21 protein-coding genes are annotated in these 25,976 nt (G+C 60.4%); 11 read left to right on the top strand and 10 right to left on the bottom strand.

All coding sequences use genetic code 11. The features are described 5' to 3' along the window. The first annotated feature begins 5 nt into the window (after positions 1-5). Positions 6-2,033, top strand: coding sequence for a DEAD/DEAH box helicase (locus tag Q1A52_RS16290; protein ID WP_300017682.1), 2,028 nt, complete (start codon positions 6-8; stop codon positions 2,031-2,033). Here Q1A52_RS16290 and Q1A52_RS16285 read toward each other — a convergent pair. The 5 genes from Q1A52_RS16285 to Q1A52_RS16265 form a co-directional block, all read right to left on the bottom strand. Then, positions 2,030-2,665 (bottom strand): hypothetical protein, encoded by a 636-nt coding sequence (locus tag Q1A52_RS16285; protein WP_300017679.1) that lies wholly within the window; start codon positions 2,663-2,665, stop codon positions 2,030-2,032. The genes Q1A52_RS16290 and Q1A52_RS16285 overlap by 4 nt on opposite strands. A 170-nt stretch (positions 2,666-2,835) precedes the next feature. Then, the gene (locus tag Q1A52_RS16280) at positions 2,836-3,888 is read right to left on the bottom strand and encodes a fatty acid desaturase (RefSeq protein ID WP_300017676.1); all 1,053 of its coding nucleotides are present in this window, start codon (positions 3,886-3,888) and stop codon (positions 2,836-2,838) included. Between the two features lie 162 nt (positions 3,889-4,050). Next, on the bottom strand, positions 4,051-5,316 hold the full coding sequence (locus tag Q1A52_RS16275) for an ABC transporter permease (protein WP_300017673.1): 1,266 nt from the start codon (positions 5,314-5,316) through the stop codon (positions 4,051-4,053). Beyond that, positions 5,313-6,119, bottom strand: coding sequence for a taurine ABC transporter ATP-binding protein (locus tag Q1A52_RS16270; protein ID WP_299784656.1), 807 nt, complete (start codon positions 6,117-6,119; stop codon positions 5,313-5,315). Before Q1A52_RS16270 ends, Q1A52_RS16275 begins: the two co-directional genes overlap by 4 nt. A 108-nt stretch (positions 6,120-6,227) precedes the next feature. After that, the gene (locus Q1A52_RS16265) at positions 6,228-7,229 is read right to left on the bottom strand and encodes an ABC transporter substrate-binding protein (protein ID WP_299779223.1); all 1,002 of its coding nucleotides are present in this window, start codon (positions 7,227-7,229) and stop codon (positions 6,228-6,230) included. Positions 7,230-8,002: 773 nt separating this feature from the next. Between Q1A52_RS16265 and Q1A52_RS16260 the strand changes: the two genes are divergently transcribed. After that, entirely contained in the window at positions 8,003-9,397 is a 1,395-nt protein-coding gene (locus tag Q1A52_RS16260; RefSeq protein ID WP_300017670.1) for an aminotransferase class III-fold pyridoxal phosphate-dependent enzyme, read from the top strand. Positions 9,398-9,477: 80 nt separating this feature from the next. Here Q1A52_RS16260 and Q1A52_RS16255 read toward each other — a convergent pair whose 3' ends face one another. Next, positions 9,478-9,717, bottom strand: coding sequence for a DUF465 domain-containing protein (locus tag Q1A52_RS16255; RefSeq protein WP_299779227.1), 240 nt, complete (start codon positions 9,715-9,717; stop codon positions 9,478-9,480). 483 nt (positions 9,718-10,200) lie between these two features. Here Q1A52_RS16255 and Q1A52_RS16250 point away from each other — a divergent pair, with 483 nt between their 5' ends. The 6 genes from Q1A52_RS16250 (at position 10,201) to Q1A52_RS16225 (ending at position 19,158) form a co-directional block, all read left to right on the top strand. Next, complete coding sequence (locus Q1A52_RS16250) at positions 10,201-11,697, top strand: PLP-dependent aminotransferase family protein (protein WP_300017667.1); 1,497 nt, start codon at positions 10,201-10,203, stop codon at positions 11,695-11,697. A 70-nt stretch (positions 11,698-11,767) separates the two neighbouring features. Further along, positions 11,768-13,546 (top strand): sulfoacetaldehyde acetyltransferase, encoded by a 1,779-nt coding sequence (xsc, locus tag Q1A52_RS16245; protein ID WP_300017664.1) that lies wholly within the window; start codon positions 11,768-11,770, stop codon positions 13,544-13,546. Between the two features lie 44 nt (positions 13,547-13,590). Next, positions 13,591-14,589 (top strand): phosphate acetyltransferase, encoded by a 999-nt coding sequence (gene pta / locus Q1A52_RS16240; RefSeq protein ID WP_300017661.1) that lies wholly within the window; start codon positions 13,591-13,593, stop codon positions 14,587-14,589. Between the two features lie 15 nt (positions 14,590-14,604). Beyond that, positions 14,605-17,418, top strand: a complete 2,814-nt coding sequence (locus Q1A52_RS16235) for a molybdopterin-dependent oxidoreductase (RefSeq protein ID WP_300017658.1) — start codon at positions 14,605-14,607, stop codon at positions 17,416-17,418. Between the two features lie 118 nt (positions 17,419-17,536). Further along, complete coding sequence (locus Q1A52_RS16230; protein WP_300017655.1) at positions 17,537-18,286, top strand: 4Fe-4S dicluster domain-containing protein; 750 nt, start codon at positions 17,537-17,539, stop codon at positions 18,284-18,286. Beyond that, positions 18,286-19,158, top strand: coding sequence for a DmsC/YnfH family molybdoenzyme membrane anchor subunit (locus Q1A52_RS16225; protein ID WP_300017652.1), 873 nt, complete (start codon positions 18,286-18,288; stop codon positions 19,156-19,158). Before Q1A52_RS16230 ends, Q1A52_RS16225 begins: the two co-directional genes overlap by 1 nt. Positions 19,159-19,228: 70 nt before the next feature. On the opposite strand, the gene dapA is transcribed toward Q1A52_RS16225, so the two are convergent. Then, positions 19,229-20,104, bottom strand: a complete 876-nt coding sequence (dapA, locus tag Q1A52_RS16220; protein ID WP_300017649.1) for a 4-hydroxy-tetrahydrodipicolinate synthase — start codon at positions 20,102-20,104, stop codon at positions 19,229-19,231. A 223-nt stretch (positions 20,105-20,327) separates the two neighbouring features. Between dapA and Q1A52_RS16215 the strand changes: the two genes are divergently transcribed. After that, on the top strand, positions 20,328-22,205 hold the full coding sequence (locus Q1A52_RS16215) for a lytic transglycosylase domain-containing protein (RefSeq protein ID WP_300018581.1): 1,878 nt from the start codon (positions 20,328-20,330) through the stop codon (positions 22,203-22,205). Here the strand turns inward: Q1A52_RS16215 and Q1A52_RS16210 are convergent. Both Q1A52_RS16210 and mnmD read right to left on the bottom strand, forming a co-directional pair. Beyond that, positions 22,170-23,039, bottom strand: a complete 870-nt coding sequence (locus Q1A52_RS16210) for a DMT family transporter (RefSeq protein WP_299779243.1) — start codon at positions 23,037-23,039, stop codon at positions 22,170-22,172. The two genes, Q1A52_RS16215 and Q1A52_RS16210, sit on opposite strands and share 36 nt — an antisense overlap. Next, positions 23,036-23,713 (bottom strand): tRNA (5-methylaminomethyl-2-thiouridine)(34)-methyltransferase MnmD, encoded by a 678-nt coding sequence (gene mnmD / locus Q1A52_RS16205; protein WP_300018578.1) that lies wholly within the window; start codon positions 23,711-23,713, stop codon positions 23,036-23,038. The genes Q1A52_RS16210 and mnmD overlap by 4 nt, the downstream gene beginning before the upstream one ends. Positions 23,714-23,776: 63 nt before the next feature. Here mnmD and Q1A52_RS16200 point away from each other — a divergent pair, with 63 nt between their 5' ends. Both Q1A52_RS16200 and Q1A52_RS16195 read left to right on the top strand, forming a co-directional pair. Beyond that, on the top strand, positions 23,777-24,808 hold the full coding sequence (locus tag Q1A52_RS16200; RefSeq protein WP_300017646.1) for an FAD-binding oxidoreductase: 1,032 nt from the start codon (positions 23,777-23,779) through the stop codon (positions 24,806-24,808). 109 nt (positions 24,809-24,917) lie between these two features. Continuing rightward, positions 24,918-25,334 carry a VOC family protein gene (locus tag Q1A52_RS16195; protein ID WP_300017643.1) on the top strand — a complete coding sequence of 139 codons (417 nt, stop codon included), beginning with the start codon at positions 24,918-24,920 and terminating at the stop codon, positions 25,332-25,334. On the opposite strand, the gene Q1A52_RS16190 is transcribed toward Q1A52_RS16195, so the two are convergent. Beyond that, positions 25,331-25,873 carry an NADPH-dependent FMN reductase gene (locus tag Q1A52_RS16190; RefSeq protein ID WP_300017640.1) on the bottom strand — a complete coding sequence of 181 codons (543 nt, stop codon included), beginning with the start codon at positions 25,871-25,873 and terminating at the stop codon, positions 25,331-25,333. The two genes, Q1A52_RS16195 and Q1A52_RS16190, sit on opposite strands and share 4 nt — an antisense overlap. Positions 25,874-25,976 lie beyond the last annotated feature (103 nt).

Raw genomic sequence — 25,976 nt, 5'->3', positions numbered from 1 at the left:
TTTCCGTGATCCAGACCCTTTCCGACGCCCTTGCACAACAGGGTTATGAGACGCTGACACCTGTACAGGAGGCCGTCACCGATCCGAGCCTTGCGCAGGCTGATCTGCTGGTTTCTGCCCAGACCGGCTCCGGCAAGACGGTTGGCTTTGGCCTTGCCATTGCGCCGACCCTACTGAGAGACGACACCCATTTTGACCGCGCCGGTGCACCACTGGCGCTGGTTATCGCGCCCACGCGCGAGTTGGCCATGCAGGTGAACCGCGAACTGACGTGGCTCTATGGGCTGGCTGGGGCGGCTGTGACCTCTTGCGTGGGCGGTATGGACAGCCGCAGCGAACGCCGCGCGCTGGAACGGGGGGCGCATGTGGTCGTCGCCACGCCCGGGCGGCTTTGCGATCACATCAAGCGGGGCAATATCGACCTCTCCGCCATCCGCGCCGTGGTGCTGGATGAAGCCGACGAGATGCTGGATCTAGGCTTTCGGGAAGAACTGGAATTCATCCTCTCCGAGACGCCCGAAGACCGCCGCACCCTGCTCTTTTCGGCCACCGTCCCGGCAGCCATTGCCAAGCTGGCGCAGAGCTATCAGCGCGATGTGCAGCGTATCTCCACCGCCGGAGAAGCCCGCCAGCACGCAGATATCGAATACCGCGCGCTCACCACGCATCCGCGCGACATCGACAACGCAATCATCAACGTGCTGCGCTTTTATGAGGCCAAGAACGCGATCGTCTTCTGCAACACGCGGGCGGCGGTGGCGCGCATGACCTCACGGCTGACCAACCGGAACTTCTCGGTTGTGGCGCTTTCGGGCGAGTTGACGCAATCGGAACGCAGCAACGCCCTGCAATCGCTGCGCGACGGGCGCGCGCGGGTCTGTGTCGCCACCGATGTGGCCGCGCGCGGCATCGACCTGCCGAACCTCGAACTGGTGATCCACGCCGATCTGCCATCGAATTCCGACACGTTGCTGCACCGTTCCGGGCGCACCGGGCGTGCAGGACGCAAAGGCGTCTCTGCGCTGATCGTGCCGCCCAAGATGCGCGGCAAGGCCAACCGCCTGCTGGGTTGGGCCAAGCTGACGGCAGAGTGGGATGTGCCCCCCTCTGCAGCCGATGTCCTAGCCGCAGATCAAACGCGGATGATGTCGGACCCCTCCTGGACCGACCCCGTGCCTGATGATGCGCAGGAAATCGTCTCGCAACTGGTCGCTGAATTCTCTGCCGAGCAACTGGCCGCCGCCTTTGTCAACCTCAGCCGCGCGCGCAAATCCGCGCCGGAGGAATTGTCGGACCCTACGGCAAAGGATGACCGCCCGCGCAAGGAATTTGGCCCATCCGTGTGGTTCTCGGTCTCGCTGGGGCGGCGCGATGGTGCAGAGCCGCGCATGCTGTTGCCGATGGTCTGCAAGCGCGGTGATCTGACCAAGGATGACATCGGCGCGATCCGCATTCAGCAAGACCACAGCTATGTCGAGGTGCTGGCCAGCCGGGCGGATGCTTTCGTAGCCGCCGTCGGGGCGGATATGACGCTGGAAGACGGCGCCCGCCTCACCCGGCTGGACAGCCCGCCCAATCTTGAGCGCAGCGCGCCACCGCGTGGTTCAAAGCCGGATGGGCGGAAACCATCCCGCAGCGATGCACCACAGGCACGCGCGCCGCATGAAGAGAAGAAGCCCTATAAGCCCGCCGCCGCCCCCAAGGGGAAAAAGCCGCCAAAATCGCATAAAACCGACCGCTCACCGATGAAGCCCGGGGCCAAGCCCAAAGCGAAATCGGATGCGGCAGCGGATGGCGCGCGTGCGCCACGTGCTAAACCCGTATGGACAAAGGAAAACCGCGATGCGGCAAAATCCGAGCGGCCAAAGCGGGACACCCGGGAGGACAGGCCCAAAGGCAAACCGGCGGGCAAACGCGACAGCGGTGCCTCTAAGAAACGCGCCGCCGACACCTCGAAACGGTTTGTGCCGCCGCACAAACGCGGCAAGCCCGGCGGCAAAGGACCCAACGCGACGCCACGGCGCAAACCCTAGGGCTGGTAGCCCATCATCACGACGGTCAACGGGATCGGCGCGACGGCAATCAGCAATGTGATCAGAAAGCCCAAGGGGCTGAAGAGCCTGCTCATGCCTGCAAAGAGCGCCAGCCCGCCGCCACCACCCAGCACCGTGTTGCCGGGCAGATTGATGGCCAGCGCCAGCGCCACGTAGCGGTACCCGAGCAGGGCCAGCAGGAAACGATTACTGGTGTGGTTGCGCAATCGGGCCTCGCAGGCGGCGGGGGGCAGATCGGCCAGTTCATGCACAAGCGCGGCGGGTTTATGCAGCCTTAGCGTGCGTAAGGCTGCTGCCAACCAGTCCGCAGGTACCAGCCTGCCTATCAAGTAGGAGAGACTGAGTGCCGCAATCATACAGCCATAGACCAGCAGAGCACTACGCGCGCCAAAGACAGCGATCAGGCCCAGGCCGATCTCGGCCCCGGGGACAAAGGGGATCGCGGAGGCGAGCATGTAGATAAGGCACACCAGGCCGATCATCCACATCATGCCGCTTGCACCCGCCTCGGCTTTTTGCGCAATGGCCCCGGACAGCTGGTCACTGATCATCAGCCCAAACGCGATCAGAATTGCGTAGATCAGAAGCAACGGCAGCCAGTGCCGGATCACGGCTGAGACCCTGACATTAAGACTGCATTATACGAACTGAAAACCTGGAATAAGCGCAAAACAATAACCTGAAGGCGGGAGTGATGTGCCCGACAATAGGCTTGGTTAACCTTTTTGCGATCCGGAATCTATCGTGTCGCTTGCACGGAGCCTGACCATTGCGTGAGCAACTAGGCGACGCCGTAGGCCGCACGCATCTGCCGGAAGGACAGAAGCCGCCGTTCTTTCTCGTCCCACAGGTGCAGTCGGGCGCAAGCAATACTCTCGGCGATGCTGAGCCGCTGGGCCTGTGCCAGCTCCCCGTGATCGCGCAGCACTTCGCTGAGGCGATAAAACGGGATGCGGCTATAGAGGTGATGTACGTGATGGATGCCGATATTGGCCGTGAACCACTGCAACACCCTCGGCATTACATAGTGCGACGAACCGTGTAGCGCGGCATCGTGCAGCGCCCAGTCTTCAGCGTGATCCCAGTGGGTCTCTTCAAACTGATGCTGCACGTAGAAAAGCCACACCCCCAGAGTTGCGGCAATCAGCGTTGTTGGGACAAAGACCAGCACCAACGGCACCCAGCCACCAAAGTAAAGGATCAGTCCAACCGTCGAAGCCACGCCGATATTGGTGCAGATGGAACTGACCCAAATGCGCCATCCGTCTGCCATCAGGCCAAAAGGCAGACGGTTTTCGAGGTAGAAAAGATAAGCCGGACCAATCACGAACAGGACCAGCGGGTGACGATAGGCGCGATACCGTAACCTGCCAAACCAATTGCGGGCGCGATATTCGTCCACCGTCAAGGTGTAGACATCACCCATGCCACGTTTCTGCAGATTGCCAGACCCTGCGTGGTGCAGGGCGTGGCTGCGCCGCCAGACATCATAGGGCGTCAGTGTCAGCACCCCAAGCGCCCGGCCAATCCAGTCGCTGAGCAAGCGGTTGTTGAAAAAGGATCCATGGCCACAATCGTGTTGGATACAGAAAATACGTACCAGAAACAGGCCGTTGAAACAGGCCAGCGCGAAACCCGCCCAGTAACTTACCGACAAAAGCCACCACGCCAAAGCCCAGATTGCGAGGAAGGGGACAAGACTAACCGCGATTTCAAACCAGGATCGCGCCGTGTTCGGTTCACGGTAGCGGGCGAGCACCCTAACCCAGCTTGCAGCAGACCTTGGTGCAGGATCCACTGGGATCGCACCCTCCATCGGGGTTTGGGATGTCATGCAATCTGCCTTTTGTACGCTCGTTTCCTCAGGAATAGTCACTGCACAGCATTACACAAGCAGATTGAGCATTCCTGAACGAAGCTGTGATCATTGTGACCTTTTACCCATAAAAAACGGAGCCCGAAGGCTCCGTTTGAGTATTTGATGCCCTCAGAGGGATCAGCCTTTTCCCTTCCATGGGACCAGCAGGCGCTCGGCCCACCGCATGAGCATGTCGATGCCAAAGCCGATCACGCCGATGAGGATGATGCCCATGATGACGATATCGGTGTTCTGGAACTTTGACGCCGTCATGATCATCATGCCAGCTCCCTGCTCAGCCGCGACCAGTTCTGCGGCCACAACCGTGCCCCAGCAAACCCCCATCGCCACCCGCGCGCCGGTGAAGATTTCCGGCAGTGAGTTGGGGACGATCACGTGGCGCATGATCTGCCACTTGCTGGCGCCCAGGGAATAGGCCGCGTGCACCTTGGAGATCTTCACACCCGACACGCCGGAGCGCGCCGCAATCGCCATGATCCACAAGGCCGCCAGGAACAGCAGGATGATCTTGCCCGCCTCCCCGATGCCCGCCCAGATGATCACCAGCGGAATGAGCGCCAGCGGCGGCACCGGCCGCATGAACTCCACGATCGGGTCGAACCAGCCGCGGAACCAGTCGCTCAACCCCATGGCGTACCCGAGAGGAATGCCAACGAGTGCGCCGAGCAGAAAGCCGACGACGACCCGGAAAAGCGAGTACCCCAGATGCTCCAGCAAGGTGAAGTTTCTAAAGCCTTCACTGGCAATGGAGATGGAACGCGTCCAAACCTCCTCTGGCGCTGGCAGATAGAGCGGCTCCATCTGCCACCCCCGGGTTGGCTCGAAGTTGGGCGTGCCTTTGTCACTCAGCGTCACGGCTCCCCCCTCGACCGCGACGGTTCCACCCGGGACGATCGCCTCCCCGTTGATCGCGACTACTTTGTTGCCATCGCTTTTGGAGATCTCGTCGTTACGCGCCACGTTGATCAGACCGGTGCGCCACTGTGCAATCGCAGCGGAATCATTCTTGGCAAAGCCATCGCCTGGGTCAACCTCGGGCGCGTCTGTGGCCTCTTCGCGCGGATGCACTATGACAGTTACGGTCGCGTCATCCGTCTCGCCGTTCGCTTCAGCGGTATAGGTGAAGCTCGCCGTGCCCTCGAACGGCCCCGGCGCATGCAGAAACCCCGGCAACAGACTGGAGCCAGTGAAGATCCCCCACATCAGGAAGATCGTCAGGATCGAGATGATGCCTGCCGCACGGTTGGGCCGCACAGCGCTTTCATCGCCGAAGGTCACGGTTTTCAGCGAGGTATAGTCGGACAGACCGGCCCCCTGCACCACCTTGGTGACAATGAAGAAAGCGGCGACGAAGATGAGAATATAGATCAGCAGAGGGATCATGCCGCATCCTCCGTTCCGCCCATAATTTCTTCTTCCATGTCCCAGATCATGTTCAGGATCTCTTCGCGCTTGGGCCCAAAGTCATGGTGTTTTTTTACTTCCCGCAGGTCCGCATCGACGCCCAGATCGGCAAAGGGCAGACGATATTCCTTGTGGATACGTCCGGGGCGCGGGGCCATCACGATCAGACGCTCGCCCAAAAGCAACGCCTCTTCCACCGAGTGGGTGATCAGGATGATCGTCTTGCCGGTCTCTTTCCAGAGCTTCAGCACCAGGCTTTGCATCTTTTCCCGCGTCAGCGCATCCAGCGCGCCCAGCGGTTCATCCATCAAGATCACATCCGGATCATTGGCCAGACAGCGCGCCAGTGCCACCCGCTGCTGCATCCCGCCCGACAGCTCATAGACGGCCTTTTCCTTGAAGTCCTGCAAACCCACCACGTCGAGCAGGTGGTTGACGGTCTCGTCCTTGTCCTTTTTTGGCGTGCCCTTCATCGAGGGGCCAAAACCCACATTCTCGCGCACTGACATCCACTCGAACAGCGCACCCTGCTGGAACACCATGCCGCGTTCCGCATCCGGCCCGGTAACCTTGTGGCCGTTCAGGATCAACTCCCCCGCCGTGGGTGCCAGAAAGCCGGCCACGATATTCAGCAATGTCGTCTTGCCGCAGCCCGATGGCCCCAGCACGCTTAAAAGCTCCCCGGCTTTCAGGTCAAGCGATACGTCCTGCAGCGCCTGCACATGATCGCCATTCGGCAATTCAAAGCGCATCGATAAATTGTTTATGGATAATCCGGTCATATGGTCCCCACCTGTTGTCCGCGCACTGCGGGTGGATGGGCAGGGTTGACCCCGCCTCTGGTCATTGGGCGGATCGGCGCAGGCTGTTTCCCGCGCCGATCCCGAGTATTAGCTGCCGCCTGCTGCAGACAGCGGGCCTGTGTTCACCGCGTCCTCATAGCTGTCGAGCGCGCTGTCGATCGACCCGGCTTCGACGAAGACGTCTGCGACACCTTTCATGAAGTCGGCCGCGTTGCCACCAAGCCATGCTTCCGAAAGCTGCTCTTCAACGCTTGGGAATTCAAACGTGGAAATCGACGCGCGCGCCGCTTCTACATCCATACCGGATTCCTGGGCGATCACTGCCAGCATCTCGTCGCTCTGGTTGGCGTTCCAATCCGCGTTGGCCGCCGCTGTCACCGCTGCGAATTGCGCAACCACATCACCGCTCTCGGCAATGTAGGAAGCTGGTGCAGAGGTAACGTCAAACACCAGAATGCCCAGTTCTTGCTTCTCAGCACCTGTCAGCAGCACGTTACCGTACTCTTTCATGCGCGCGAGACCGCCGCCCCAACCACAAGCAAAATCAACAGCGCCCTGGCTCAGAGCCGCAGCCCCTTCTGGCGGTGCCATATCAACGACCTGCAGGGAAGCGACATCAACGCCGAAGTGGTCCATTTGGCGCAGGAAGCCATAGTGTGCGGCCGTGCCGAGCGGCACAGCAACCTTCTTGCCCGCCAACTCGCCCGCGCTGCTCTTGTCGATTTCCAGAGCTTCGGCAACGACGCAGTTGTCGTTCTCAGAATAGGACACGGCGACGTCAATAACCTGAATGTCCTGACCACCCGAAGTGGCAACCACGAAGGGTGGCACACCCTGAGACACGGAAATCTGCACGTCACCGGAGGCCATCGCCGCCGACATCGCCGTACCGGTCTCGAAGGAAACCCAGTTCACCTTCATCCCGAGCGCTTCATCATATGCGCCCGAGGCTTTGGCGGCCAGGAACGGCATGGGCCACTCGAGGAAGTAGCCAACCGTGATTTCACCGTGGCCGTCTGCTACCGCGCTCTGCGCGCTGATCGCCATCACGGCGCCCGCTACAAAAGCACATGTTGTCTTTTTGATCATTTTGTTCTCCCGTTGATCATACGCCAGCCTGTTTCAGACCGGCCTTCATTTGGTGCGTCGCGGCTTGCCGCCGCTTATCGTTCTGTTTGCACGTCTTCATCCAATGTCAGAATTGCAGCGCCCGCAAGAGCCTTATTGATACAAAACTGTCATCTGGATGAAACTGCTCGAAAATAGTGCCCCTCTTTTCAATCCACGCGGGACATTGCAAAAACCTGAAAGTCTCTATTGCAAAACCCTTAAATCGGACCGGCACTTATGCGGGTCACGCGGCGCATAGTGGCAATGCTCGCGAATGAGAAGAAACGTCCACTTTGGGGGGCTTCATGAGTCCAGTTTTGCCATGGGTGTCGCTTTTCCGATCCATCTGGTCGCGCAAGCAACGTGAAGCCATTTTCCACTCGCCCTGCGAGAGGTCGGAGCGCAGTGGAGTTATTTGTTCCACAACACGTGCCCCAGGTTTTCAAATCTTGGCGATGCAAATGAAGCCACAGGGAAAACTGCGCCAAACATCTTGTGACTGATCATGCTGCTCACAAAGGCGGCATACTTTGACAGCATCGCTGCAGCGCAGGATTTGATTGCTCGAGTTCATTTGGCCCATAATATCAGGGCGCTGGACCAATAACACTTGAAGGGACTGCATATCTGGCTCTATCTTTGCCACACGTCTGGCCCTACTTGAAGTGTCGGAAAAACAGTCATGTCAGTCAAATCTGGACCTTACTGCGTCCGATTTCACCTGATTCTACGCTAACAGAAAGGCCCGACTCATGGACGGTAATTTCAACGAGAACGACCTCAGCCGCGTCGTCGAAGCGGACCGCGCGAATGTCTGGCACCACCTGATCCAGCACCAGCCCTTCTTTACCGGTGCCGACCCCAAGATCATCATCGAAGGCAAGGGTATGCGGGTCTGGGATCAGAAGGGTATCGAGCACATCGATGCCGTCTCAGGCGGTGTCTGGACCGTGAACGTTGGCTATGGTCGCGAGAGCATGGGCGATGCTGTGCGCGACGCTATCGTGAAGATGAACTTCTTCGGCGGCACCGTGGGCTCGATCCCCGGCGCGCTCTTTGCGGAAAAGCTGCTGACCAAGATGCCCGGCCTGGGCCGCGTCTATTACGCCAACTCCGGCTCGGAGGCGAATGAGAAGGCCTTCAAGATGGTGCGCCAGATCGCGCACAAACGCTATGGCGGCAAGAAGCACAAAATCCTCTACCGCGACCGCGACTACCACGGCACGACCATTGCCTGTCTCAGCGCCGGTGGTCAGGATGAGCGCAACGCGCAATACGGACCCTACACCCCGGGTTTTGTGCGCGTGCCGCACTGCCTGGAATACCGCAAGCACGAGCAAGAGGGCGCGCCCGAACAGAACTACGGCGAGTGGGCTGCCAACCAGATCGAAGAGATCATTCTGCGCGAAGGCCCTGACACAGTGGGCGCGCTCTGCCTGGAGCCGGTCACAGCGGGCGGCGGTGTGATCGAAGCACCCGACGGCTATTGGCCGCGCGTGGCGGAGATCTGCAAGAAATACGACATCCTGCTGCACATCGACGAGGTCGTCTGCGGCGTGGGCCGCACCGGCACGTGGTTCGGCTATCAGCACTATGGCATCCAGCCCGATATGGTCACGATGGCCAAGGGTGTGGCCTCGGGCTACGCGGCGATCTCGGTCCTGGCGACAACCGAAGCCGTCTTTGACATGTTCAAAGAAGACACCTCGGACCACATGAGCTACTTCCGCGACATCTCCACCTTCGGCGGCTGCACGGCAGGTCCGGCGGCGGCGTTGGAAAACATGCGGATCATCGAGGACGAGAACCTGCTCGAGAACACGGTGGCCATGGGCGACTACATGGTCGACCAGCTGCGCGCGCTTCAGGACAAGCACGCGGTGATCGGTGATGTGCGCGGCAAGGGCCTCTTTGTTGGTGCAGAGCTTGTTGCTGACCGCACCACCCGCGCCCCCGCCGAAGAAAAGATGGTGCAGGCCGTGGTTGGCGACTGTATGAAACAGGCCGTGATCATCGGCGCGACCAACCGGTCGCTGCCTGGCAAGAACAACACGCTATGCTTCTCGCCAGCACTGATTGCCACCAAGGACGATATCGACCACATCTGCAGCGCGGTCGACGGCGCCCTTACCCGCGTTTTCGGCTAACCTGCCAAGACTAGAAAAGGCCCCGGCAGACAATCGGGGCCTTTTTTGCGTTCATCACTCCTTTTTTCGGCTGCGCAACCTCACACGTCGGCGAGACATTTGGCGATCTCGTCTTTCAAAACCATTCGCTCCTTGCGCATTTCCATCATGTGCAGATCGTCAGTGGGTTCCACCTTGGTTTCCGCCCGATGAATGGCTCGATTGATCTCATGATACTCCTCAAAAAGGCGTGCAAAGTGGCCATCCGATGCCTTCAGTTCGCTGATCACCTGCTTTTTATCCGGGAACTCTTCGTGCAACTCGTGTGGGGTGTTGGCCATGTATGTCTCCGTTGGCTGAGGCCGGGTCAGACCCGGCAGAGTTTGATAGGAAATGAACACGCCCTTCTGAAACGCGGGACACTTCAACTTCGTTGCGAAGGGCGGGCAGAGAGACACAAAGGCGCCGCGATCACGGCACCACGCCGTGAGGTGGATGCTTGCTTTATGAAAAGGCCTATGTCTCTCATGTGCGACGCCTCGCTTCTCGGTCGCACACAGTTTTGCCGCACCACACGGGCCGGTCACTGACACAGATCAAACGGGCCTCCAAATCTGCGGCATATTGCATAATCAGGGACACAGGTATGCTGGACGAGGCCACAGGCGAAGCACTTGTCAAGTTCATCAATTAATGATACTAACAGTTTCAATAATTCGCTTTTTGGTCAAAGCAGACTGTGCAGATGGGGGGAAAGATTGGGGGTTTTCACCTCTGATTAATACCAGATTGATGGCAGTCTATATCCAGTATAGGCTATCGTCATGGCGCTGCCCGTCGAGACATTCTTTCTGCATCCTGACGCACAGGGAACGCTGCAGTCGCAGATCCAGCAGATGATTGCTCAAGGTATCCTGTCGGGACGTTTTCAGCGGGGAGAAAAACTGCCGTCCACCCGCAAGCTTGCGACCCATCTGGGGGTCAGCCGGATCACCGTAACCATTGCCTACACGGAATTGCTGGCCAACGACTATCTGACCTCGCGGGGACGGTCAGGGTACTATGTTTCCGACAATGCGCCGGTACCGCCGGCCTTCGCCCCGAGCCAGACCGGTCCGGACGCGGTGGATTGGACCCGCGCCATTGGCCAGAAATTCTCCGGTGGAGACATGCCGCGCAAACCTGCCGACTGGAGTGGCTATCGGTACCCTTTCATTTATGGGCAAGCTGACCCTGAGCTTTTTGACCACGCCAACTGGCGGCTTTGTGCGTTGAAAGCGCTGGGTCAAAAAGACTTTACTGCCCTCACCACCGATTACTACGACCAGGACGACCCGCAACTGATCGAATTCATCGCGCGGCACACCCTGCCCCGGCGTGGCATCACGGCGCGTCCTGAGCAGATCCTAATCACGCTGGGTGCGCAAAACGCGCTCTGGCTGACCACACAGGTCTTGTTGACCCAACGGCGGCGCGCGGCGCTGGAAGATCCTTGCTATCCGGCGCTCAGGGATGTTCTGAGCCAATCACGCTGTCATGTCACCCCGGTGCGGGTTGATGCAGATGGCATGCCGCCTGACGCGATCCCGCCCGATACGGATGTGATCTTCACCACGCCCAGCCACCAGTGCCCGACCACCGGCACCATGCCGATGCATCGGCGCCACGATCTGCTGGAGCGGGCCGCGGACATGGACGCGTTGATCGTCGAAGACGATTATGAATTCGAGATGTCCTTTCTCAAAAGCCCGTCGCCCGCGCTTAAGAGCCTCGATACGGATGGCCGCGTGATCTATGTAGGCAGCTTCTCCAAATCGCTCTTTCCCGGTCTGAGACTTGGGTATCTGGTAGGGTCTGAGCCCTTCATCCGCGAAGCGCGCGCACTGCGTGCCTCGGTGCTGCGGCACCCGCCTGGCCATGTGCAACGCACCGCCGCTTATTTCCTGTCGCTGGGTCATCATGACGCGCTGATCCGGCGCATGGGCACCGCCTTGCATGAACGCCGCGAAATCATGGCGAATGCCATCACTGCACAGGGCCTGAAAATCGCCGGGCAAGGGGCATATGGCGGGTCCTCTTTCTGGATGCGCGCGAGCAGCGACATCGACACCCAAGAACTGGCGCGCCGCTTGCAGACACGCGGCGTCCTGATCGAACCTGGCCACGCCTTTTTCAGCGGGCCCGGACGCCCAAAAAACTACTACCGCCTCGCCTACTCCTCCATCCCGGCAAGCCGCATTGCGGATGGCATCGCGCGGATCGCCGATGAGATGTGCCAAACACGCGATCTGGGATTAAACGAAGCAATCAACTGGCCCTAACCACACCCATCCGTACGCTCTAAGTAACCGGCAACCGAGAATCGAAACTTTTCATCCAGGGACACCCACAATGAAAATGACAACTGAAGAAGCCTTTGTAAAAACGCTGCAAATGCACGGGATCGACAATGCATTCGGCATTATCGGCTCTGCTATGATGCCGATCTCCGACATCTTCCCCGATGCGGGTATCAAGTTCTGGGACTGCGCTCATGAAACATCCGGCGGCATGATGGCCGACGGCTTCACCCGCGCCACCGGCAAGATGTGCATGATGATCGCGCAGAACGGTCCCGGCATCACCAACTTCGTAACGGCGGTGAAAACAGCCTACTGGAACCACACGCCAGTGCTGCTGGTCACACCGCAGGCGGCCAACAAGACCATCGGTCAGGGCGGCTTCCAGGAAATGGAGCAGATGAACCTTTTCGCTGACTGCGTGGCTTATCAGGAAGAAGTACGCGACCCCTCCCGGATCGCTGAGACCCTGAATCGCGTGATCATGCAGGCCAAACGCGCCTCCGCTCCAGCGCAAATCAACATCCCACGCGATTTCTGGACGCAAGTGGTCGACATTGAACTGCCCGCGATTGTTGACTTCGAACTGCCACAGGGTGGTGATGCTGCCGTTGCCAACGCCGCTGAGTTGCTCAGCAACGCGAAGTTCCCGGTGATTCTGAACGGTGCCGGTGCAGTGCTGTCCAAGGGCGGCATCGAAGCCTCCAAAGTGTTGGCCGAACGTCTCGACGCACCGGTCTGCGTCGGCTACCAGCACAACGACGCCTTCCCCGGCAACCATCCACTGTTCGCGGGCCCTCTGGGCTACAATGGCTCCAAGGCCGGTATGCAGCTGATCTCTAAGGCAGATGTCGTCCTGTGCCTCGGCACCCGTCTGAACCCCTTCTCCACCCTGCCCGGCTACGGCATTGATTACTGGCCCACAGACGCCAAGATCATCCAGGTGGACATCAACCCCGACCGCATCGGCCTGACCAAGAAGGTCACCGTGGGCATCGTCGGCGACGCGGCCAAGGTGGCGCAAGGCATCACCGCGCAACTCTCCGACGACGCGGGCGACACCAACCGCGCGGAGCGCAAGAACACCATCGCCACCACCAAGTCGGCATGGGCGCAGGAGCTGACCTCGCTGAACGAAGAGCAGGATGATCCCGGCACCGACTGGAACGTGCGTGCCCGTGCGGCCAAGCCCGACTGGATGTCTCCCCGCATGGCGTGGCGCGCGATCCAGGCCGCCCTGCCGGTCGAGGCGATCATCTCCTCCGACATCGGCAACAACTGCGCCATCGGCAACGCCTATCCCTCCTTCAACGAGAGCCGCAAGTATCTGGCACCGGGCCTCTTCGGTCCCTGCGGTTATGGCCTGCCCTCTATCGTGGGTGCGAAAATCGGGCAACCAAACACGCCGGTTGTGGGCTTTGCAGGCGATGGTGCTTTCGGCATCTCCGTCAACGAACTGACAGCGATCGGCCGTGGCGACTGGCCTGCGATCACGCAGATCGTTTTCCGTAACTACCAGTGGGGCGCTGAAAAGCGGAACTCGACACTCTGGTTCGACGACAACTTCGTCGGCACCGAGCTGGACGAAGAAGTGTCCTACGCCGGGATCGCCAATGCCTGTGGTCTCAAAGGCGTCATCGCCCGCACTCAGGAAGAGCTGACAGCGGCGCTGGATCAGGCGATCAAGGACCAGATGGAGAACGGTGTGACCACGCTGATCGAAGCCATGATCAACCAGGAACTGGGTGACCCCTTCCGCCGCGACGCGATGAAGAAGCCGGTTCAGGTCGCAGGCATCAGCAAAGACGACATGCGCGAGCAAGTTGTTTAAGTTCGGGTGCATATAACTCGCCGTATAAAACAAAGGATCAGGCCATGAGCGTTCTGCGCGCCCTTACCAACCGCGCAGCCGCCCGGCCTGCTCATATCGTGATGAGCGAAGGCCACGATCCCCGGATCGTGGCTGGCGCCATCGCCGCCGTCACCGCTGGCACAGCGCGTATCACGCTGGTTGGCCCGCAGGACGACGTGGCCGCGCAGCTTGTCGCAGCGGGCACACCCACCCACCCGAATATCTCAATCGAAGACCCGGCGACCTCGGCGCTCAGCCCGGATCTTGCGACAGCATTTTACGAGCTGCGCCAACACAAGGGCGTCACCCCCGAGATCGCCGAGACGCAGGTCCGGAACCCGCTCATCTTCGCCGCCCTGATGGTTCACGCCGGCCACGCCGACGGCACAGTGGGCGGCGCCATCCATACCACCTCCGACACCGTGCGCGCCGCTTTGCAGGTGATCGGCAAGGCCAAAGACGCGCCGTTGGTCTCCAGCTTCTTCCTGATGGCCCTGCCCGACGGCCACCCCTCGGGCCGCGATGCCATGATCTTCGGCGACTGCGGCCTCGTCATCGACCCCACCGCCGAGGAACTGGCCGCCATCGCCGTGGCCTCCGCCACCTCCTGCCAGCAGCTGCTTGGCGTCGAGCCGCAGGTGGCGCTTTTGTCCTTCTCCACCATGGGGTCCGCCAAACACGCCGCTGTCACCAGGGTGAGCGAAGCCGCCGCCTTGCTGAGGGCCAACCATCCCGACCTCAAGGCCGATGGTGAGCTGCAATTCGATGCGGCCTTCGTGCCCGAGGTGGCCGCCTCCAAGGCCCCCGGCTCCCCGACAGCAGGGCATGCCAACGTAATGATCTTCCCCAACCTCGACGCGGGCAACATCGGCTACAAGATTGCCCAGCGCATTGGCGGTGCTGATGCTATCGGCCCCACACTGCAGGGCCTCGCAAAACCCGCCAACGATCTTTCCCGTGGCTGCACGGCGCAGGATGTGACCAATATGATCGCTGTGACCACCCTTCAGGTCGCCAGCTAACTTCAGGAGCTTTCCATGAACCAGCCCGTTATTGATCTGAGCCCGAAAGTCTCCGACGAGGTACGCAAGACCACCTGCTACATGTGCGCCTGCCGTTGCGGCATCAACGTGCACATGAAGGACGGCAAGGTCGCTTATATCGAAGGCAACAAGGACCATCCCGTGAACCAGGGCGTGCTCTGCGCCAAGGGCTCTGCCGGGATCATGCAGGTCAACGCCCCCTCCCGCCTGCGCAAGCCGCTGAAACGCGTCGGCGAACGCGGCTCGGGCGAATTCGAGGAAATCGAATGGGACGAGGCGCTGCAGATCGCCGCTGACTGGCTGGAACCGGTGCGTGCCGAAAACCCCGAAAAGCTGGCCTTCTTCACTGGCCGCGATCAGTCGCAAAGCTTCACCTCTTTCTGGGCGCAGAACTTCGGCACGCCCAACTACGCGGCCCACGGTGGCTTCTGCTCGGTCAACATGGCTGCGGCGGGCATCTACACCATGGGCGGTGCCTTCTGGGAGTTCGGCCAGCCCGACTGGGACCACACTAAGCTCTTCATGCTTTTCGGTGTGGCCGAAGATCACGATTCCAACCCGATCAAGATGGGGCTAGGCAAGATCAAGAAGCGCGGCGCCCGCGTCATCGGCGTGAATCCCATTCGCACCGGTTACAATGCCGTCGCTGACGATTGGGTCGGCATCACGCCCGGCACCGATGGCCTCTTCATCCTCGCGATGATCCACTGCCTGATGAAGGCGGGCAAGATCGACCTGCATTACCTCGCGCAATACACCAACGCGCCCGTACTGGTGATCAACAATCCCGGGCAGGCCGACCACGGCCTCCTGATGCGCGATGAGAACGGCAAGGAGCTGGTCATTGACCGCGCCACCGGCAAGCTCACCCCCTTTGACAAACCCGGTGTGAAACCCGACCTCGCCGCCACCTACGAAAAAGACGGCCAGACTCACCGCCCGGTCTTCCATCAGATGGCGGAGATGTATCTGGATGACCAATACGCGCCCGAAGCCGTGGCCGACCGCTGCGGCATCCCTGCGAAACGCATCCGCGCCATCGCGGCTGAACTCGCCCGCGTCGCTTTCGAAGAAAGCTTCACCCTCGACCACACATGGACCGACTTCCGCGGTGAAAAGCACGAGAAGATGGTGGGCCGCCCGGTCTCGTTCCACTCCATGCGCGGCATCTCCGCCCATGCGAACGGCTTCCAGACCTGCCGCGCGCTGCACGTGCTGCAAATCCTCCTCGGCACCGTCGAAGTGCCCGGCGGCTTCCGCTTCAAACCGCCCTACCCGAAACCCGCCACCGCGCACCCGAAACCGCATGTGGGCCTGACCCCCGGCGCACCGCTCAATGGCCCGCACCTGGGCTTCACCCACGGGCCGGAAGATCTCGCCCTCAAAGACGACGGCACACCCGCCCGCATCGACAAGGCCTTCACCTGGGAAAACCCGATGTCGAGCCACGGGCTCATGCATATGGTGATCTCCAACGCCTATGCGGGCGATCCCTACAAGATCGACGTGCTCTTCATGTATATGGCGAACATGTCGTGGAACTCCTCGATGAACACGCGCGGCGTGATCGACATGCTGACCGACAAGGACGAAAACGGCGAGTATGTGATCCCCAAGATCATCTACTCGGATGCCTATTCCTCTGAGATGGTCGCCTATTCCGATCTCATCCTGCCCGATACGACCTATCTGGAACGCCACGACTGTATCTCACTGCTCGATCGCCCCATCTGCGAGGCCGATGCCGCTGCCGACGCGATCCGCTGGCCGGTGATCGAGCCTGACCGCGATGTAAAGGGCTTCCAATCCATGCTCTGCGAGCTTGGCGCGAAGATGAACCTTCCGGGTTTCGTAAACGACGACGGCAGCCAGAAATACGCAGACTACGGCGACTACATCGTGAACCACGAACGCCGCCCGGGCATTGGCCCACTGGCCGGTTTCCGGGGTGAGAACGGCGATCAGGCCGGGCGCGGGGCTGTGAACCCGAACCAACTCGACCGCTACATCGAAAACGGCGGCTTCTTTGTCGAACACATCCCCGCAGGCTCCAACTACTACAAGCCCTGGAACATGGAGTACCAGGATTGGGCGGTGAACATCGGCCTCTATGACAAACCCACGCCCTACCTCTTTTCGCTCTATGTGGAGCCGATGCGCAAATTCCAGCTTGCCGCAGAAGGCCACGGTGACCGCCAGCCCCCCGATCACCTGCGCGAACGGATCAAAGACACCATGTCGCCCCTGCCAATCTGGTACTCGTCGGAAGAGGACAACCACGCAGACCAATACCCCATCACGGCGCTGACCCAGCGCCCGATGGCGATGTACCACTCCTGGGGCTCTCAAAACGCCTGGTTGCGCCAACTGCACGGCCACAACCCGCTCTACTTGCCCACAAAACTGATGCGAGAAAACAACCTCAGCGACGGCGATTGGGCCAAGGTGACCTCGCCTCATGGCGAAATCACCGTACCTGTTCTGGAAATGGCCGCGCTGAATGAGAACACCGTCTGGACGTGGAATGCCATCGGCAAGCGCAAAGGCGCCTGGGCGCTGGAAGAGGATGCGCCCGAAGCCACCCGCGGCTTCCTCTTGAACCACCTCATCCACGAGTTGCTGCCCCCCAAAGGCGACGGCCTCCGCTGGGCCAACTCGGACCCGATCACCGGCCAGGCCGCATGGTTCGATCTCAAGGTCCGCATCGAAAAGGCCGCCGCGCCGGACGAATCCCAACCCGGGTTCGCGTCAATCAAATCCCCCGTCGGCACTGGCCCGAAGGATCTGGCGTGGAAGGTGGGCAACTGATGTTTCTTCTGGCCACAAATATCCCGGGGTTTGGGGCAGAGCCCCGGAAAACCCTCAACCCGACGCAATACCGATGCGATGCCGACCTCCCACCGACAGCCAGAAAAGAGGGCCTTTCATGACCACTCTGCCAGCCAAAACCGAAAAGAAACTGGGGCTCGTCATCGACCTGGATACTTGCGTCGGTTGCCATGCCTGCGTGATCTCCTGCAAAGGGTGGAACACCGAAAACTACGGTGCGCCACTCTCCGATCAAAACGCCTATGGCGCCGACAACTACGGCACCTTCCTCAACCGTGTGCACAGCTTTGAGGTCCAGCCCGAAGGCGATGCGGCAGCCCAGCTCATCCACTTCCCCAAGTCCTGCCTGCATTGCGAGGACGCGCCCTGCGTCACCGTCTGCCCGACCGGCGCGAGTTACAAACGCGTCGAAGACGGCATCGTTCTGGTTAACGAATCCAACTGCATCGGCTGCGGCTTGTGCGCCTGGGCTTGCCCTTACGGCGCACGCGAGCTGGACCAGGCGGAAGGGGTGATGAAAAAATGCACCCTCTGTGTCGACCGGATCTACAACGAGAACCTGCCCGAGGAAGATCGTCAACCGGCCTGCGTGCGCACCTGCCCCGCCGGGGCCCGCCACTTTGGCGATCTGGGGGATGAAAACAGCGACGTCAGCAAGCTTGTCGCGGAGCGCGGCGGCATGGACCTGATGCCCGAGCAGGGCACCAAACCGGTCAACAAATACCTGCCCCCGCGCCCCAAGGACGAGATGCCTGAGTTCGACGTGCTCGCCCCCTTCCTGCAGCCTGTCGCGGAGGAGCCCAAAGGCTTCCTCGGATGGCTCGACAAGACTCTGGAGAAACTCTGATGCATCCCGCTCCTTCCGTCATCTTCTTCACGACCTTCAGCGGCTTGGGCTTTGGCTTGCTGTTCTTCCTCGGCCTCGGGTTTCCAGCCGTAACGGGCTGGACGGCCTTTGCGTTCTTCGCCATCGCATATGTGATGGCGGTGGGCGGCCTGATGGCATCTACTTTCCACCTTGGGCGTCCGGAACGGGCCATCAAGGCCTTCACCCAATGGCGCTCCAGCTGGCTCAGCCGCGAGGCCTGGTGTGCCGTGGGGGCTCTTGTGCTGATGGGGCTTTACGGGCTTGGATTGGTGTTTTTCGATGCCCGCTGGACAGCGTTCGGGATTCTCGGCGCGCTGCTGTCGATGGCCACGGTGTTCACCACCTCGATGATCTACACTCAGCTCAAGACCATCCCACGCTGGAACATGAAACTCACGCCGCTGAAATTCATGAGCCTTTCGCTGGCAGGTGGCGCGCTTCTGGCGGGTCAGGTCGATGCGGCCCTTGTGCTGCTGGTGATCGGGGGCCTTGTGCAAATCTATACTTGGGTCGAGGGCGACAAGGCGCTCGCAAGTTCCGGCACCGACGTGGCATCAGCTACGGGATTGGGCGGTATTGGCACGGTGCGTGCGTTTGAACCGCCCCACACCGGGACAAACTATCTGCTGCGCGAATTCGTGCATGTGATCGGGCGCAAGCACAGCCAGAAGCTGCGGGTGATTGCGCTTGGTCTGATGACAATCGTGCCGGTCATCCTTCTGGCTTTGCCGTTTTCCCATATTGTCGGTGTGCTGGCCATCGCCAGCCATATCGCAGGTGTGCTCACCGCGCGCTGGCTCTTCTTTGCAGAAGCTGAACATGTGGTGGGCCTCTACTACGGCAAACGCTAGACGCCACATGCGCAAAACAAAAAGGGCGTGGAGAGATCCACGCCCTTTTGCGTTTCGCTGATCCCAGCGCCTAGTTCAGAAGTCCCGCATGCCGCAGACCGTCGTCCACCAGCGCGCGGGTGGCATCTGACAGTCCGACCAACGGCAAGCGCACTTCGTCTGAGCAGAGCCGCAGTTGCGACATGGCATATTTCACACCCACAAGCCCAGGCTCGGTAAAGATCGCCTTGTGCAGCGGCATCAGCCGGTCCTGGATGCTCAGCCCCGTCGCGTAATCGCCAGCGAGGCAAGCTGCCTGCATCTCGCTCAGCATTTTCGGGGCCACGTTTGCAGTTACCGAAATGCATCCCACGCCGCCTTGTGCGTTGAACCCGTGGGCAGTGGCATCTTCGCCCGACAGCTGAACGAACTCAGGACCACAGGTCAGGCGCTGATCGCTGACACGCGCCAGATCACCCGTTGCATCCTTTACACCGACAATACGGGGCAACTTGGCCAGTTCGCCCATGGTCTCCGGTGACATGTCCACGACGGACCGGCCGGGAATGTTGTAGATGATGATCGGCAGTTCGGCGCAGTCATGCAGCGCGGTGAAATGTGCCAGGAGGCCCGACTGGGTAGGTTTATTATAATAAGGGGTCACGACGAGTGCCGCATCCGCGCCCACTTCTTCCGCGTGACGGACAAGGCGCATGGCCTCGATCGTGTTGTTGGATCCGGCACCGGCGATCACCGGCACACGGCCAGCAGCGGCTTTGACAACTTCCTCGACCACAACTTCGTGTTCGCGGTGCGTCAGCGTCGGGCTTTCCCCGGTAGTCCCAACCGGCACGAGACCGTTGCTGCCTTCACCGATATGCCATTCGACCAACTTCTTAAGTGTCTCAAGATCCAGCTCGCCGTTCCTGAACGGCGTGACGAGGGCAGGCATAGAGCCTTTGAACATGTGCACGCTCCTTTTTTATTTTGGCCGGCAAATGGCCTGAGATTAACCACATTTCAGCATGATCGTGATTTGATACACGAACAGGACGCTGTATGTATCAGAGGCTCTAGCCTTCAAACGCCGGGAATTGCAAGTGATCAGACGCTGGCTGACAACACTGACTTTGATTTTACTCACCGCGACCCCTGCACTGGCGGAGCGGCCACGACCGCTTGCCTGGGCGATGGATGCAATGCGCGACGGGGATTGGAGCACGGCGGCCAAGATTGCCGCACGGGACGGTGATGTCGCCGTAGATGTGATTGAATGGTCGAGACTGCGGGCCGGAAAAGGCACCTACGCTGAAGTGGTTTCCTTTCTGGAGCGGCGGCCGGACTGGCCGGGCGAGCCCTATCTGCGCAAGCAATCGGAACGGGTTGTAATTGCACAAAAAGATTCTCAAGTACTCGCGTTTTTTGGCGCGCACGCCGCACAAACGCCTGAGGGAGTGTTGCGCCACGCTGCCGCGCTCTCGCGCGCCGATGCCGCGTCGGAAGCGGAAGCGATTATCGTATCAGCGTGGCGCGAGATGCCGATGGGCAGCACCGCGCAGTCCTTGTTTCTGGCCGAGCACGGTGCATTGTTGAAATCGCATCACAGTGCCCGCCTGGACGCGATGCTCTGGGCTGGGGCATTCGAGAATGCGCGGCGAATGTACACGTTGGTGTCAAAGGCGGATATTGCCGTGGCCAAGGCAAGAATCTCCCTGCGCGGTCGTGCAAACGGCGTGGATACATTGATTGCACAAATCCCGAAAAGCCATGCGGAAAATCCGGGCCTGCAGTATGAGCGCTTTGTCTGGCGCGCGCGCAAGGGACGGTGGGACGATGCAAAAGACCTGCTGCGCGCCACATCGACAAGTGCGGCTGCCCTGGGGGACCCGGAAGCCTGGGCCAACCGGCGCCGGTCCATGGCACGGGACGAGATGCGAGACGGCAACGCGGAGCGCGCATATGAGATTGCCGCGCGCCATTTTCTGACATCAGGCTCCAATTATGCCGATCTGGAATGGCTCGCCGGGTACATCGCCCTGCGCAAACTGGACGAACCTGAAACGGCATTGCAGCACTTCAAGAATCACGATGGAGCGGTGAGATCGCCCATTTCAAAAGGCCGCGCGGGATATTGGCAGGGTCGCGCACTTGAGGCGATGGGCGATGTGGCGGCGGCCGATCAGGCCTACACGGATGCGGCGCAGTACCAGACGTCATTCTACGGATTGCTGGCGGCGGACCGCGCGGGCTTGCCCTTTGACACGGCCTTGGCGGCGGAGACAATCGATGGGGAATGGCGCGATTCAGAGGTCGCGACATCGCCGGTGTTCATCGCTGGTATGCTGCTGCAGGCCTCAGGCGAGATCAATCTCGCGGAACGGTTCTGGACACATCTGGCGGAAAGCCTAAACCGCGAACAGGCCGGGCTGCTCGCGGAGGCGGCTTTGGAAGTCGAACAACCGCATCTGGCGGTGATGATCGGCAAACGCGCGGCACGGCGCGCGATCGTTGTGCCAAGAGGATACTATCCGCTGCACCCGGTGGCCGATCAAGATCTTCCTATGGCGCCAGAAATGGTGCTGGCAATCGCCCGGCGAGAGAGTGAGTTTGATCCCGGTGTCCAGAGCGGCGTCGGCGCCCGCGGCCTGATGCAGATCATGCCCGCCACGGGACGCGAAGTGGCCGCCTCGATTGGGCGCAGGGGCGAACACAGCACGGAAAGGCTGATTTCCGATCCGGTCTACAACGCGGAAATTGGCGCTGTTTACCTGTCGAGACTGGCCGCCCGGTTCCGTGGAAACATCATCATGATGTCCGCCGGATACAACGCCGGACCGAGCCGCCCGGACCGCTGGATGCTCACCTATGGCGATCCACGCAAAGGCGACATCGACATGGTGGACTGGATCGAACACATCCCGTTTCGCGAAACACGCAATTACGTGATGCGCGTGGCTGAAAGCCTGCCGATTTACCGCGCCCGTCTGGGAAAAAATCCGATGCCAGCGCCCTTTCTCGAAGAACTGACCGGCTCATCTTTGTTGGCGTTCGCGCCAAAGGGTGAATAGCCCCGCCGCCACAATAACCGCCACGCCCAGCGCCACATTGGGGCGTATGGTCTCGCCAAAAACCGTAACGCCCAACAGCGATGCAAACACAAGCTGGAAGTAGGCGAAGGGCTGTACAGCGCTGGCTTCTGCGACCTCGTAGCAGCGAATCAACAACCAATGACCGGACGCGCCGGTCACGCAGAGAAGGGCCATCCAAAGCCAATCGGTTTGGGTCATTGGCTCCCAATACCAGATGCCGATGACGGTCATCGTCACCGCGCCCGCCACGCCGGTCCAGAAAAAGCTGGTCGCCGTGCTGTCCTGTCGTGCCGCGTAACGGGTCAGCAAACCGTAAAGCGCAAACATCAGCGCGGCAACCAACGGGATGATCGCGTAGGGGTCAAAGACCGAAACACCAGGCTGCAGGATGATCATTACCCCGACAAACCCCACGGCAATGGCCGCCCACCTGCGCCAGCCCACAGCCTCCCCCAAAACCGGGCCGGACAATGCGGCGACCAGCAATGGATAGCAGGCGAAGACCGCATGGCTCTCGACCAGTCCCAGAAGCGTAAAGCCCGTGACCATGACGCAAACTTCCAAGGCCAACAGGACACCCCGAAAAGCCTGCAACAGGGGTTGCCTGGTTCGCGCCGCCGCGCGCACGCCCCCTGCCTTGCGGCGCGCGATGGCCATCACGAAGGCGGCGAAGAACCAGTACCGAACCATCACCACCAAGTAGACGTTGTAGGCATCGGCAAGATGGCGGGAAATCCCGTCCTGCAAGGCAAAGACGATGGTCGTCAGCAGCATCAGCAAGACGCCCAGGCGCACATTGTTGGATTGTGTCATGGCCGAAGAATCCCGACCGTCATATGCCGTTTGCGGCCAAAGCCGGCGATCCGCTGCACGTCAAATCCTGCCGCATCAAGCGCGCGGCGCACCCCCCCCGCAGCGGTGTAGGTCGCAAAGGTTCCACCCGGAGCGGTATGACAAGCCACCTCTTGCATCAGCTTATCGGACCAAAGCTCCGGGTTTTTTGCCGGTGAAAATCCGTCCAGAAACCATGCATCCGCCGCGCCCTGCCAAGGGGCAAGTGTTTCTCGGGCATCGCCCAGAACTATGTTCAGGGAAATCCCCGGCGCTATCCTGAACAAACCGCCGTCGACGCGCCACTGGTCGCTCAGAACCTTACGTAACGCGCCGTGTGCATTGAAAGGGCGTAGCGCACGCGCCATCTCCTCGGCGGTCATTGGGAAGGCCTCGAAGCTGGTGAACGTAAGTTGGCCGGGAACACCTGCCTTCTGCCAAGCTTGGACCGCTGTCAGAAAACTCAGGCCGGTTCCGAAACCCAGTTCCGCAATATGAAAGCCGTCGCTGAATCTTTCCGGAAGACCATTGCCTTTCAGGAAGACATAACGCGTTTCCTCCAACCCGTTTTCAAGGCTGAAGTAAGGATCGTCAAAGCGCTCTGAGACTGGAACACCTGATGCGTTCCATGTGACATCTGCCGTCTGGTTCTGCACGGAGGGGCCTTGTAGGGTGGCTGGACTCTGGCGCGACATTGAGGGAGTGGAAGACCTTTGGCAATGGCCGATATCACCATACGCGGGGCGGGCATTTTTGGCCTGTCAATCGCCTGGGCCTGCATCCGGCGCGGCGCACGGGTGACAGTCATAGATCCAAACGGGCCAGGTGCGGGCAGCAGCGGCGGGGTTGTCGGCGCATTGGCGCCCCATGTCCCGGAAAACTGGAACGCAAAGAAGGCCTTCCAGCTGGAAAGCCTGTTGATGGCAGAGCCATTTTGGGCCGAGGTCGAAGAGACAGGCGGCATGTCATCCGGTTACGCCCGCAGCGGCAGGGTGCAACCCATTCCTGATACGAAAAGTCTGGACTTGGCCCGACAGCGCGCGATCAGTTCCGCCGCACTATGGGGCAAGCATGCGACGTGGTCTATCGATCAGATTGACGGGGCCGCATGGGCCCCATCCAGTCCGACGGGATGGGTAATCCGCGACACTTTGAGTGCCCATCTGCACCCAAGATCGGCGTGCGAGACACTGGTCGCCGCGCTCTCGGCCAAAGGGGTTACCATTCAAAGCGACGGTCCTGATGCAGGCGCTGTGATCTGGGCCACGGGGATAGCGGGGCTGGACGCGCTGAACCGACAACATCACAGAATGGTCGGCAATGGCGTGAAGGGGCAGGCAGCGCTTTTACGGTTCGACGCCGGTGTCGCTCCACAGATCTTTGCCGATGGCGTTCATATCATTCCGCACTCCAACGGCACAGTGGCTATTGGCTCCACTTCGGAGCGGGGTTTTGAGGACCCAAACACGACAGATGCCCAATTGGATGCAGTGATCGACCGCGCCCGCGCCGCTGTCCCCGTTCTAAAAGACGCAGAAGTCATTCACAGGTGGGCCGGCGTGCGCCCTCTTGCCCGCAGCCGTGCACCCATGCTGGGGCATTGGCCGGACAAGCCGGGTCATTTCATAGCGAACGGTGGTTTCAAGATTGGATTTGGTATGGCGCCTAAGATCGCCGAGGTGATGGCAGATCTGATGCTTGAAGGTCGCAATCAGATCCCCGACGGGTTTGAGGTCAGAGCATCCTACTAACGTGAAACCGGCGACTTTGCACACCTGATCAACGAACGCCCCACACCCTTTTGACCCGCTCTCGCTTTGAGTGCATTTTCAGCGGTAGACCGGAAGCGAGGAACCAATGATGCCACCATCCGACATTCAATGCCGCGTCCGCGTCCTAGATCATCTGGTACTCACCGTCGCCAGCATCCCCGAGACCGTCCGTTTCTACACGCAGGTGCTGGGCATGCGGGGTGAGCAATTCGATGCCGCTGACGGGACGCGGCGATGGGCCCTGCTCTTTGGTCAGAGCAAGATCAATCTGCATCAAAAGGGGCGCGAATTCGATCCGAAGGCGGCGCACCCGAAACCCGGAACAGCGGATCTGTGCTTTTTGACGGATGCGCCTCTGGACGACTGGATGACCCATCTTGCCACGCATCAGGTCGATATCGAGAATGGGCCGGTACCGCGTTCCGGCGCAACCGGGCCGATCACATCTCTCTATCTGCGAGATCCAGACGGCAATCTGATCGAAGTATCCGTGCCGCAGGATTAGCGGTCCACCTCGGCGCGTAGAGCCTGCATCAGGGCGGTCAATTCGCGCAGGTAAATCTCGCCGGTCAGCCTGCCGTTTTCGTCGAACTGATTGCCGCTGTCGGCCAAATGGATTTCTGGCCCCTGCAGGATGCGCGGCCGGAATGGCACCATGAACCCGCGCAGCACCATCTGCGCCCGCTCGCCACCAGCCCGGCCCGCCGCCGCGGACATCACGGCCACCGGTTTTCCTGACCACGGGCGTGTCGTCGTGCGGCTGATCCAATCCAGTGCGTTTTTCAGAACGCCGGACGGTCCCTTGTTGTACTCGGGCGTGGAAATCAGGACGGCATCCGCCGCCGCGATATTATCAGCCAGGGTCTGTACCGCCTGCGGCACACCTTCGGCGGATTCAACGTCACCATCGTAAAGCGGCAGGTTCAGGTCTGCGACGGAGAACGCGCAATCTTCAAAGAGCCGCGCGGCCTCGTGCAGCAGCTTGGTATTGGTGGATGCCTTGCGCAGTGAGCCGGACAGACCGAGAACCGTGTATTTCGCCATGAATTTACTTCCTCACAAGTGGTTTCCGTTACCCTGTGGCAGCGGCCCGAAAAAACAAGAGCCCCGGCAAAAATTCCGGGGCTCGAGGACAAAATATGAGGTT

This window comes from uncultured Roseobacter sp. (genome assembly GCF_947488185.1).
Taxonomy (GTDB): Bacteria; Pseudomonadota; Alphaproteobacteria; order Rhodobacterales; family Rhodobacteraceae; genus Roseobacter.
The sequence above is the reverse complement of the archived record's forward strand: the minus strand, read 5'-3'. Positions and strand labels throughout refer to the sequence as shown.

Excerpts from the sequence above, each read along its gene's own strand:
- Q1A52_RS16280 (WP_300017676.1), bottom strand. The coding sequence starts at position 3,888 with ATGACATCCCAAACCCCGATGGAGGGTGCGATCCCAGTGGATCCTGCA.
- Q1A52_RS16275 (WP_300017673.1), bottom strand. The coding sequence starts at position 5,316 with ATGATCCCTCTGCTGATCTATATTCTCATCTTCGTCGCCGCTTTCTTC.
- Q1A52_RS16270 (WP_299784656.1), bottom strand. The coding sequence starts at position 6,119 with ATGACCGGATTATCCATAAACAATTTATCGATGCGCTTTGAATTGCCG.
- Q1A52_RS16265 (WP_299779223.1), bottom strand. The coding sequence starts at position 7,229 with ATGATCAAAAAGACAACATGTGCTTTTGTAGCGGGCGCCGTGATGGCG.
- Q1A52_RS16260 (WP_300017670.1), top strand. The coding sequence starts at position 8,003 with ATGGACGGTAATTTCAACGAGAACGACCTCAGCCGCGTCGTCGAAGCG.
- Q1A52_RS16255 (WP_299779227.1), bottom strand. The coding sequence starts at position 9,717 with ATGGCCAACACCCCACACGAGTTGCACGAAGAGTTCCCGGATAAAAAG.
- Q1A52_RS16250 (WP_300017667.1), top strand. The coding sequence starts at position 10,201 with ATGGCGCTGCCCGTCGAGACATTCTTTCTGCATCCTGACGCACAGGGA.
- xsc (WP_300017664.1), top strand. The coding sequence starts at position 11,768 with ATGAAAATGACAACTGAAGAAGCCTTTGTAAAAACGCTGCAAATGCAC.
- pta (WP_300017661.1), top strand. The coding sequence starts at position 13,591 with ATGAGCGTTCTGCGCGCCCTTACCAACCGCGCAGCCGCCCGGCCTGCT.
- Q1A52_RS16235 (WP_300017658.1), top strand. The coding sequence starts at position 14,605 with ATGAACCAGCCCGTTATTGATCTGAGCCCGAAAGTCTCCGACGAGGTA.
- Q1A52_RS16230 (WP_300017655.1), top strand. The coding sequence starts at position 17,537 with ATGACCACTCTGCCAGCCAAAACCGAAAAGAAACTGGGGCTCGTCATC.
- Q1A52_RS16225 (WP_300017652.1), top strand. The coding sequence starts at position 18,286 with ATGCATCCCGCTCCTTCCGTCATCTTCTTCACGACCTTCAGCGGCTTG.
- dapA (WP_300017649.1), bottom strand. The coding sequence starts at position 20,104 with ATGTTCAAAGGCTCTATGCCTGCCCTCGTCACGCCGTTCAGGAACGGC.
- Q1A52_RS16215 (WP_300018581.1), top strand. The coding sequence starts at position 20,328 with ATGGATGCAATGCGCGACGGGGATTGGAGCACGGCGGCCAAGATTGCC.
- Q1A52_RS16210 (WP_299779243.1), bottom strand. The coding sequence starts at position 23,039 with ATGACACAATCCAACAATGTGCGCCTGGGCGTCTTGCTGATGCTGCTG.
- Q1A52_RS16200 (WP_300017646.1), top strand. The coding sequence starts at position 23,777 with ATGGCCGATATCACCATACGCGGGGCGGGCATTTTTGGCCTGTCAATC.
- Q1A52_RS16195 (WP_300017643.1), top strand. The coding sequence starts at position 24,918 with ATGCCACCATCCGACATTCAATGCCGCGTCCGCGTCCTAGATCATCTG.
- Q1A52_RS16190 (WP_300017640.1), bottom strand. The coding sequence starts at position 25,873 with ATGGCGAAATACACGGTTCTCGGTCTGTCCGGCTCACTGCGCAAGGCA.